Annotated in this window: 6 protein-coding genes and 1 pseudogene; 3 read left to right on the top strand and 4 right to left on the bottom strand. The window is 69.9% G+C overall.

Annotated features, from left to right (window positions below; translation table 11 throughout):
* Positions 1–183: 183 nt before the first annotated feature.
* The 4 genes and pseudogenes from AB0I68_RS27055 to AB0I68_RS27040 form a co-directional block, all read right to left on the bottom strand.
* Positions 184–888, bottom strand: a complete 705-nt coding sequence (locus AB0I68_RS27055; RefSeq protein WP_363179969.1) for an IPT/TIG domain-containing protein — start codon at positions 886–888, stop codon at positions 184–186.
* Positions 867–1,232: pseudogene (locus AB0I68_RS27050) on the bottom strand (Tn3 family transposase); the annotation flags it as partial. The pseudogene AB0I68_RS27050 and the gene AB0I68_RS27055, both read right to left, overlap by 22 nt.
* Positions 1,233–1,513: 281 nt before the next feature.
* Positions 1,514–2,725, bottom strand: coding sequence for an MFS transporter (locus AB0I68_RS27045; RefSeq protein ID WP_363179968.1), 1,212 nt, complete (start codon positions 2,723–2,725; stop codon positions 1,514–1,516).
* Positions 2,722–5,262 carry an MDR family MFS transporter gene (locus AB0I68_RS27040; RefSeq protein ID WP_363179967.1) on the bottom strand — a complete coding sequence of 847 codons (2,541 nt, stop codon included), beginning with the start codon at positions 5,260–5,262 and terminating at the stop codon, positions 2,722–2,724. The genes AB0I68_RS27045 and AB0I68_RS27040 overlap by 4 nt, the downstream gene beginning before the upstream one ends.
* Before the next feature lie 390 nt (positions 5,263–5,652).
* On the opposite strand from AB0I68_RS27040, the gene AB0I68_RS27035 reads away from it, so the two are divergent.
* The 3 genes from AB0I68_RS27035 to AB0I68_RS27025 are packed head-to-tail and all read left to right on the top strand — an operon-like array spanning position 5,653 to position 10,170.
* Complete coding sequence (locus AB0I68_RS27035; RefSeq protein ID WP_363179965.1) at positions 5,653–6,480, top strand: FAD binding domain-containing protein; 828 nt, start codon at positions 5,653–5,655, stop codon at positions 6,478–6,480.
* Entirely contained in the window at positions 6,477–9,194 is a 2,718-nt protein-coding gene (locus AB0I68_RS27030; RefSeq protein ID WP_363179964.1) for a molybdopterin cofactor-binding domain-containing protein, read from the top strand. Before AB0I68_RS27035 ends, AB0I68_RS27030 begins: the two co-directional genes overlap by 4 nt.
* Before the next feature lie 4 nt (positions 9,195–9,198).
* Complete coding sequence (locus tag AB0I68_RS27025; RefSeq protein WP_363179963.1) at positions 9,199–10,170, top strand: antibiotic biosynthesis monooxygenase; 972 nt, start codon at positions 9,199–9,201, stop codon at positions 10,168–10,170.
* Positions 10,171–10,211: the final 41 nt, after the last annotated feature.

Raw genomic sequence — 10,211 nt, 5'->3', positions numbered from 1 at the left:
TCGCCGCCAGCGCCACCGCTATGTCTTCGATCGCTTCCATAGCACACCAACGACCACCGAACCGGGAAGCTACGGGTAAATCATCTGCAAGCCCTTAGCGTTACCGGCTGTTCCGCTGGCCCCAAGGCCGACCTCGAAGCGGAACTGGCGCTACCGCCAACCAGTGGTCGGGTGGCGGCAGGGTCAGACGGCGGGGCCGTCGAGGTAGGTGTAGGTGCTCCTGGCGCTGCCGCCGAGGGTGGTGACCGTGATGGTGACGTCGCCGGCGGGGTGGGGCGGGGCGGTGGCGTTGATCATCTGGTCGGAGATGACGGTGAACGGTGCGGGCGCGTTGTCGAAGGTGACCTCCTGGGTGGTGGCCAGGTGGTCGCCGGTGAGGGTGATGTCGGTGCCGCCGCCGGTGGGTCCGGAGGCGGGGCTGGCGCCGGTCAGGGTGGGGGTGTCGAGGTAGACGAAGGTCAGGCCGCCGGCGCTGCCGCCGTGGGTGATGACGGTGACGGGGACCGGGCCGAAGGACGGGACGGCGGGGATGGTGACGGTGACGGTGGTATCGGTGGCGGACTCGATGGTGGCCGTTCGGGAGCCGAAGCGCACCGAGGTGGCTCCGGCCAGGTTGGTCCCGGTGATGACTGCGGTGCCGCCCCCAGTGTAGGGACCCATGGCGGAGCCTGCGTCGGTGGTGATCGCGGTCAGCAGCGGGGCGGGGAGGTAGTAGAAGGTGCCGAAGACGGCGGTGCCGCCGGGGGTGGTGACGGTGACGGGGACCGGGCCCGATCCGGCGGGGGTGCGGACGGTGACCGAGGTCGCAGTGCCACCCCCAGCGGCGAGAGGCCGACGAACGGGTGACAATAGTTGGTCGCGCGGCATCACCCGAACGGCGCAGCGCACTCGTCGTCATCGTCGAGGTCGACAGCGTCCGGGTCGCGCAGAGGCCGCAGTGACCCGGCGGCCGGGGTGGAGGCGGTGAAGCTGTAGCGGCCCAGGCAGTTGAGGTTCTCGTGCTTGAGCGGGGACAGCCCGCCGTGGCAGATGTCGCGGGCGAGCTTGTGGCGGGACTCCTGGACCGTCAGCTGCTTGTGCATCTGCCGCCGGTAGGTGCCATCGACGGGGTCGACGACGGTGAGCAGGTGCACCGTTTTGGCGATGCGTCCGTACTCGGCGAACGCCTGCCCCGGCGGGGTGGGGTGGCCCTCGCGGCCGAAGATCCGCAGCAGGTCGTAGGCGCGGAACGTCACGGCGCTTGAGCGCGCGGAAGAGCTGCTCCAGCGCGCACACCACATAGGCGTCACGGTCCACCGCCCCCTGGGGCAGCTCGGCGTCCGCGTACACCGCCTTGCGCCAGTGCGCCGGCACCAGCTTGTCGTCGATATCGCGCGGCAGCAGCGGCTTCTCGCCCACCTTCGGCCGCGCCAGCGCCGGGAGCCGTTGCACCCCGGCGAGAATCCGTCTGCCGCCGGGCGCCCGATACTGGCTGCTCCGTTGGTCCCCACGGCGGGAGTCTGCGGTGCGACGATCACAGCGCGGCCGTGTCGCGCCGTGACGGCACTTCGGCCGGGCCTTCGGACGGCTGTGTGGTGAACTCCGAGGCAGCGGCCGGCCCGTGGGGCATGCGGCGGGAGGCGGCGGTGATGAGGAGGGCGACCGCGATGCCCGTGGCGATGCCGGTACGGAGCGAGGTGGCTTCGGCGACGAAGCCGATCAGGACGGGCCCCACCAGCAGCCCCGCGTAGCCGATCGCCGACACCTGGGCGATCGCGGCGTCCGGGCGGCCGGGGGCCACGGCTCCGGCCAGGGAGATGCACAGGGGCACCACGATGCAGACGGCCAGCCCCGTCAGGGCGAATCCGGCGATGGCCCGGACGGCGGAAGGGGCCGACACCACCAGCAGTACGCCCAGCGCGGTCGTGGTGCCGGCGGCCGCGAGGAGCGACCGGCTGCCGAAGCGCAGCCGGAGCCGGTCGCCGAAGAGCCGCCCGGAGAACGTGGCGAGTTCGTACACCGGATAGGCGATCGCGGCGACGGCTTGCGTCGTGTGCAGGTCGCGGGCGAGGAGAAGGCCGCTCCAGTCGGCCACCAGCCCTTCGAGGAGGAGCGCCAGGAAGGCCACGGCGCCGATCAGGTAGACGATGCCGGGAAGGTTGCGGCGCGGCGTGGACTCCTCCGCTTCGACGGGCTCGTCGAGGTGGGTCCGGCCCACCGCGAGGGCGAACGGGAAGGCGACGGCCGCGACGCCCAGCACCGAGGCGGTATAGGGGACGTCCAGCGCGGAGAGCAGCACGGCGAGGAGTCCGCCGGCCACCGCACCGGCGCTCCATCCGGCGTGGAAGCCGTTCATCAGGGGGCGCGCGGCGCGGCGTTCGACCAGGCTGCCCTGGGCGTTCATCATGGCCTCGGCCATGCCGGAGGCGACCCCGAAGCCGGCGGCGGCCGCGAGCAGCAGGGGAAACGAGGGGCTGAGGGCGGTGAGCCCGACGGTGACGGTGACCAGCAGGGTGCCGACGCGCAGCAACAGCCGGTTTCCCGGCGCCGCGACGATCCAGCGCATGCACTGCATGGTCACCGTGGCCGCAACGCCCCAGGAGAGGATGACCAGCCCCACGTCGCCAGTGTCCAGGCCGAGTTTGGCGGCCAGCCCCGGCAGCCTGGCCGCCAGAACGCCGTTCACCACGCCGACGAGGGCGAAGGTGGCGACGACTCCTCTGCGGGCACGCCGCAGGGCGGTCACCAGGCTGCCGTGTGGACCGGCGCCGTGCTGCCCTTGGGGGCCTTGGCCGTGACCAGCAGGCCGGCGATCAGGCCCGCGAGCAGCATGCTGCCGGCCGCCCACCAAAGGAGGGTGGTGTAGCTGTGCAGAAGCGCTGCGGCGAGCGCCTCGGGCAGCCGTGACGCAAGACGCAGGCGGCTGGTGAGTACGGTGCTGAGCAGCGCCGAGCCGAGCGCCTGGCCCAGTTGGTGGGACGCGGCGATGACAGCCGAGGTGGCGCCGGAGTGCGGCGGGGTCGCGACGGTGGCGGTGGCGAAGATCGGCATGGAGGCCAGGCCGATGCCGAAGCCGGTGAGGAGCGTGCCGGGCAGTACCTGGGTGGAATACGCGCCGCCGGCCTCGAAGCCGGTCAGGAGCGCCAGGCCGAGGGCCGCGATCACGAAGCCCGCCACGATCAGGACGCGGGGCCCGGCGCGGTGCAGCAGGCGGGCCGAGACCTGGGTGGAGCCGATGACGATCGCGGCGACCATCGGCATCAAGGCCCCTCCGGCCCGGACCGGGGGGTAGCCGAGGATGTGCTGCAGGGAGAAGGCCAGGGACGCGAGCAGGGCGAGACTGCCGACGCCGGCCAGGAGCATGGCGAGGACGCAGCCGACGCGGTTGCGGTCCTTGACGATGTACGGCGCAAGGACGGGGCCCGACGTCCGGGTCTGCCACCACAGGAAGACCGCGAGCAGGACGATGCCCGCCGCGAGCAGGACCACGGTCTGGCCGTCGGCCCAACCGCGCGACCCGGCGTCGTCGAAGCCGTAGGTGAGGGCGGCGATTCCCGCGGTGCCGAGCAGCACGCCGAGCACGTCGAGCCGGGCGCCGGTGCGCCCGGGGTGGTCGTGCACCAGGGTGACCGTGCCGATCAGGGCGATTACGGCAAGGGGGATGCCGGCGTACAGGGTCCAGCGCCAGCCCAGGATCTCGAGGAGCCATCCGCCCGTGAACAGCCCGAGCGCGACACCGCCGACGGCGATCGCGGCGTAGATCCCGAAGGCCCTGCTGCGCTCCTTCGGGTCGGTGAAGCCGGTGGCCACCAGCGACAGCGCGGACGGTGTCAGCAGCGCGGCGAAGACGCCCTGCGCGGCGCGGGCCCAGACCAGCGTCCCGGAATCGCCGGCCGATCCGGCGAGCGCGGAGGCCGCCGCGAATCCGACCAGGCTGATGATCAACGTCCGTTTACGCCCCACGACGTCGGCGATGTGCCCGCCGAACAGCAACAGCCCGCCGAAGGCCAGTACATAGGCATTGATCACCGGAGTCAGGTCGGCTGCGTTGAGGTGCAGGGCGGCCCTGATGGACGGCACCGCCAGGTTCACGGTCGTGGCCTGGAACAGCACCGTCAGCTGCGCCAGGCAGATCACCACCAGGCCCCACCAGCGCCTGGGGTGCGGGGCCACCGGATCCTGCGGGTAGCCCGGGGGCGGGGGTGCGGACCAGGCGCTCGGGGGCGGGCCCGGGGGTGGTCCGAATCCCTGCGCGGGATCGTAGTGCGCGGGGGCCGTCGGGGCGTACGCAGGCGGCGGGGACGGCAGGGGTCGGGGCTGCGAGTCGGGCGTTTCGGCGGGGGCCCGGGCCGGGGCTTCGGCGGGGGCCCTGGCAGGCGCCGAGGGCGCGTAGTCCAGCAACTCGGCGGCATGGCGGCCGAGTTGCGCCAGGACCGCGCCCGGCAGCCATTCCCCGGCCTGATCCGTCGCCGTGCGCTCGGCCACCTCCTGGGGAGTGGGCCGCTGGGCCGGGTCCTTGTGCAGGCACGCGCGTACGAGGTCGACCAGCGTCTCCGGTACACCGGTCAGGTCCGCCTCCTCCTCGGCGACCCGGAAGAGGTGGGCGTTGAGGCCGGTGTCGGTGGCGCCGAAGAGGAGGCGGCCGGTGGCGGCGTAGACGAGGACGGCACCCAGGCAGAAGACGTCGCTGGCAGGGGTGAGTTCGAGGCCGCGGACCTGTTCCGGCGACATGAAGCCGGGGGAACCGATCAGCATGCCGGTGCGGGTGTGCAGGCTGTTGTCCTCGGCGAGGCTGTCCATCGCCCGTGCGATGCCGAAGTCGATGACACGGGGGCCGTCGACGGTGACGAGGACGTTGGACGGCTTGAGGTCGCGATGGATCAGGCCCGCCTCGTGCACGGCCCGGAGGGCGAGGGCAAGGCGGTTGGCAAGGGTGTGGACGGAGTGCTCGGGCAGTGGCCCGAAGTCCTTGGCGACCACGGCGTGCAGGTCGGGCCCCGGGATGTACTGGGTGGCCACCCAGGGGATGGCGGCCTCGGGATCGGCATCGAGCACGGCTGCCGTACAACTCCCGCCCACCCGCCGTGCGGCGGCCACTTCGCGGGCGAAGCGCCTGCGGAACTCGGGGTGCCCGGCGTACTCGGCCTGAACGACTTTCACGGCGACGGTACGGCCGCCCTCGGAACGACCCAGATAGACGAGGCCCATGCCGCCGGCGCCCAGCCGGGCGATCAGTCGGTAGGGACCTATGCGGGGCGGGTCTTCGGCGATCAGCTGGTCCACGGGAGGAGAATAGGCCAACTATCCAACAACGGTGGGGGTATCAGGCGTATCGCAGATACACGATGGTCCATCCGAGGGCCGTACCGGTGGCCTGCCCCGAAGATCGACGACTGCCACCGTCCGGCGCTCAGATGAGCACCGGCTTCACGGCCGGCGCCGGCCCTCTCACGGCACGGGCGCAGCCGCCCTGCGCCGCAGCGCTCGCTTGGCGGGCCTCGCCGGTCCTGCGTATCCTGGAATGGAATTTCTGCACCCGCCGGTCCTCCTTCGGGCAGTTCGACCGCAGCGGCCGGCCGGGACTCTGTCGCATCGTGACCCGTCGATCGCACATCGGTTGACCGGTCGGCAGGCGATCCGTCGCTCGATGAGCGCCGAGGGAGATCACTTCCCATGGACCTCAACACCATCACCGAAGTCATCCGTTCGCCGTCCGACCGTCCAGGCGCGGACTGGTGCGAAGGCGACGCCTGGCTCGCGGGCGGAACGTGGCTGTTCTCGGCGGAGCAACCGAGCCTGCGCCGCCTGATCGACCTGACGGCGTTGCGTTGGGACCCGCTCGTCCCGAGCGACAAGGGCCTTGAAATCGGCGCCACGTGCACCATCCGCGACCTGTATGCCTTCGCACCGCCTGCCGATTGGACCGCGGGCGGCCTTTTCGCGACGAGTTGCGAGGCGTTCCTGTCCTCGTTCAAGGTCTGGAACTCGGCGACCGTCGGCGGCAACGTCTGCATGTCCCTGCCCGCCGGCCCCATGATCACGCTGACGGTGGCACTCGAGGCGCAGTACGAGCTGTGGGCTCCGGACGGGTCCACGCGCATCGTCGATGCCCTCGATTTCGTGACCGGCGACCACAAGAACATCCTCACGCCCGGGGAAATCCTGCGGCGCATCGACATTCCGGCACACGCCCTGCGGAAACGCACCACGCACCGCCGCTTCACGCTCACCCACCTCGGCCGATCGACGGTGTTCCTCATCGGTACGCAGACGCCGGGAACGAGCGACCTGTTGCTCACCGTCACAGCGGGCACCACGCGCCCTGTGCGCATGGCTTTCGACAGCATGCCCGATGCCGCAACGCTGCAGCAGAGCATCGACGTCATCCCCACCGACGTCTGGTTCGCAGATCCCAACGGAACCCCCGACCACCGTCGCCACCTGACGAAGCACTTCGTCGAGGAGATTCGCCGCGAACTCATGCCCGGGAGCCCGTCATGACCTACATCGTGAACGGCAAGAGCTTCGACGAGGAACCGGAACCCGGCCAGTGCCTGCGCACGTTCCTCCGCTCCCTCGGCCACCACGGCGTCAAGAAGGGGTGCGACGCGGGCGACTGCGGCGCGTGCACCGTGTGGCTGGACGGCAACCCGGTACACAGCTGCATCACCCCCGCGTTCCGTGCGGAGGGCCGGGCGGTGACCACGATCGAGGGGCTCGGATCGCCGGGCAACCTGCATCCGATGCAGCGCCAGTTCCGCGACGCCCCGGGGTTCCAATGCGGTTTCTGCACCGCAGGGATGATCATGACCGCGGCCACGTTCACCGAGGCCCAGAAGGCGGACCTGCCCCGGGCGCTGAAGGGCAACCTCTGCCGCTGCACCGGATATCGGGGGATCGAGGACGCCGTGAAGGGCGTCGTCGGCGTGGAGACGGCCGCGCCGGGGAAGGCCGTCGGGACGAGCGTCGGGGCGCCGGCCGCCAACGACGTGGTGACCGGTCGCGCCGAGTTCACGATGGACACCCGCATCGAAGGCATGCTGCACCTCAAGGTGCTGCACTCACCGCACGCGCACGCCCGGATCGTCTCGATCGACAAGACGGCCGCACTCGCCGTTCCCGGCGTGCAGCGCGTCTACACCTGGGAAGACGTGCCGCGCAGGCGCTTCACCACGGCGATCCACACCGACCACCTCGTCGATCCGGACGACACCTTCATCCTCGACAACACGGTCCGCTTCGTCGGCCAACGCGTCGTCGCGGTCGTGGCCGACACGGCCGCGGCGGCAGAAGAAGGCTGCCGCAGGGTCGACGTCACGTACGAGATGCTGCCGGCGGTGTTCGACCCCGAAGAGGCGATGGCCGAGGGGGCGCCACAACTCCACGGCGCGCACGATCCGTTCGCCCGTGATCCCGTCCACAACATCCTGCTCGAAATGCATGCGCACATCGGCGACGTCGACGCGGGGTTCGCCGAGGCGGACGTGGTCCACGAAGGCACGTACTTCTCACCGCGCGTACAGCACGCGCATCTCGAGACCCACGGCTCTATCGCCTGGATGGAGAACGGCCGGCTGAACGTCCGCACCAGTTCGCAGTCGCCGTCCATCGCGAAGGTCAAACTCGCCTATCTGTTCGCGCTGCGCCCGGACCAGCTGCGCGTGTTCTGCAAACGCGTCGGCGGCGGCTTCGGCGGCAAGCAGGAAGTGATCTCGGAGGATCTGGTCGCGCTCGCCACCCTGGACACCGGGCGGCCGGTCTGCTTCGAGTACACCCGCGAGGAGGAGTTCACCACGGCTTCGCCGCGGCATCCGATGAAGCTGACGGTCAAGCTCGGCGCGAAGGCGGACGGAACCCTCACGGCGTTCCAGGTCCGCAACGTGTCGAACACGGGCGCCTACGGCAACCACGGCGGTGAAACCCTGTACGCAGGCGGCGCGGCCGTGATGATCTACCGCTGTCCCAACAAGAGGTACGACGCGTACTCGGTGTACACCAACACCGTGCCGAGCGGGGCACTGCGCGGCTACGGGATGACGCAGCCGGCGTTCGCCGTGGAATCGGCGATGCACGAACTGGCACTCGCGCTGCACATGGATCCGCTCGAACTGCGACGCCGCAACATCGTGCGACCGGGTGATCCACTCGTCGCCATGCACGACGGCCCGGATGACGTGGTCTTCACCGAGGACGGGCTCTCGAAATGCATCGACCAGGTGGACAAGGCCATGGCCCGGACGGCCGATCAGCCGCCGCCCGGCCCCGGGTGGCTCGTCGGGGTCGGCGTCGCGAGTTCCCTGCACGAGACCGCACCCCCGACCGAACACATCTCGGAGGCCTGGGTCACGCTCGGCGACGACCTCATCTACGAACTGGCCGTCGGGACCGTCGAATTCGGCGAGGGGACGTCGACCGCCCACGTCCAGATCGCCGCCAACCAGCTGGGCACGACGCCGTCCCGGATCTGCCTGGTGCAGTCCGACACCGACCGCACGGGATTCGACACCGGCGCCTTCGCGAGTGCGGGCCTCTTCGTGTCGGGCAACGCGGTACTTCGAGCGGCCAACGCCGTACGCGACCGGATCCTGGAATTCGCCGCCGCCCACACGGGCGTCCACCTCGTGATGTGCTCCATGGCCGACGACGGCGTCGTCTGCGGCGACCAGCGCGTGTCGTTGGCCGAGCTCGTCGCCGTCGCCCGGGCGCGCGGGATCCGGTTCACCGCCGCCCGCAAGGCGTACGGCTCGCCCCGAAGCGTCGTCTCCAATACGCAAGGGTTCCGGATCGCCGTCCATCCGGTGACGGGCGAGATCCGTATCCTTTACAGCGTCCAGGCGACCGATGCCGCCGTCTTGATCAATCCGGTGCAGGTCCGCGGGCAGGTGGAAGGCGGAGTCGCCCAGGGAATCGGCTTCACGCTGACCGAGAACTACCAGGTCGACGCGAACGGTGTCATGGTCAACCCGAACCTCCGCAACTACCGCATCCCCACCTACGCCGACGTCCCCCGCACCGACGTGCTCCTGGTGAACTCGGCGGATTCCGTCGGGCCCATGCGGTCGAAGGGGATGGCGGAGTGCTGCATCAATCCCGTGGCCCCCGCGTTGGCGAATGCCCTCCAGGACGCCACCGGTGTCCGATACCGCGCACTGCCTCTGACTCCCGAACGCATCTACAGCCGGCTGGGCGAAAGTCAGTCGGTACAGACGGCCTGAGAACATGAACGCCGAAAGGCTCGAAGAATCCACGGCGACCGCGATCATCGGTCAGAAGGTCCTGCCCGGACTGGAGCGGGAATACGAAACGTGGCAAGAGGACGTCAACGCCGCTGCAGCCGAATATCCCGGGGCCCTCGGATCCGAGATCTCCCCGCCGACCTCCCTGCAACCCGACTGGGTCACCGTCTACCGCTTCGACTCGATCGCCCATCTGCAAACGTGGATCAACAGCGCCACCAGACAGCGGCTCCTCGATGCCGGCAGCAAGTACTTTGACGGCCCGGCGACCCAGCAGGTGGTCAGCGGTGGCACACGGCCGGCCGATCCGCTGGTGACCGTGGTGGTCACCCACCGGGTCCACCCGGATTCCGTCGACGACTTCCTCGCCTGGCAGCGCCACATGAGCGAGGAGGAAGGCAGGTTCGAAGGCTTTCGCGGAACCGAGCTCTTCCGCCCGGTCGAGGGAATCCAGGACGAATGGACCACGCTGTACCGATTCGACAATGCCGAGCACCTCGACGCCTGGCTGACGTCGGCCAAACGGCAGGAAGTCCTCGCCGAAGGAAAGAAGTTCAGCGACTACAGGATGCGCACCATCGACAACTCGTTCGGCAGCTGGTTCGCCTTCGACGAGAACGGCAAGGAAGCACCACCGCCCTCAGTCACCAAGACCGCCATCGCGGTCTGGGTCGGCCTGTACCCGACGGTCGTGCTGCTGGCACTCGCCCTGTCGCCGCTGAAACTGCCGATCTGGATCGGGCTGCTGGTGGGCAACCTGCTGTCGAGCCTGATCATGAGCTTCTTCACCATGCCGTACTACGTGAACCCGCTGCTCAAGCGGTGGCTCCGACCGTCTCCGGACGAACCGGCGATGAAGACCAACCTCATCGGCCTCGGCATCGTCGCCGCGCTGAACCTGTTCTGGGTCGTCGTCTTCTACATGGTGACGACCCAGATCTGGAAGCTGCCCTGACCGGGCGACCTGAGCCGCGCGAGCGACGGCCCGTCGGCCCT

This window comes from Streptomyces sp. NPDC050448 (assembly GCF_040655295.1).
In the GTDB taxonomy this organism is placed as follows: Bacteria; Actinomycetota; Actinomycetes; order Streptomycetales; family Streptomycetaceae; genus Streptomyces.
Note: the sequence above shows the minus strand (reverse complement) of the source record. Positions and strands in the feature narration are given on the sequence as shown.

Excerpts from the sequence above, each read along its gene's own strand:
- AB0I68_RS27025 (WP_363179963.1), top strand. The coding sequence starts at position 9,199 with ATGAACGCCGAAAGGCTCGAAGAATCCACGGCGACCGCGATCATCGGT.
- AB0I68_RS27030 (WP_363179964.1), top strand. The coding sequence starts at position 6,477 with ATGACCTACATCGTGAACGGCAAGAGCTTCGACGAGGAACCGGAACCC.
- AB0I68_RS27035 (WP_363179965.1), top strand. The coding sequence starts at position 5,653 with ATGGACCTCAACACCATCACCGAAGTCATCCGTTCGCCGTCCGACCGT.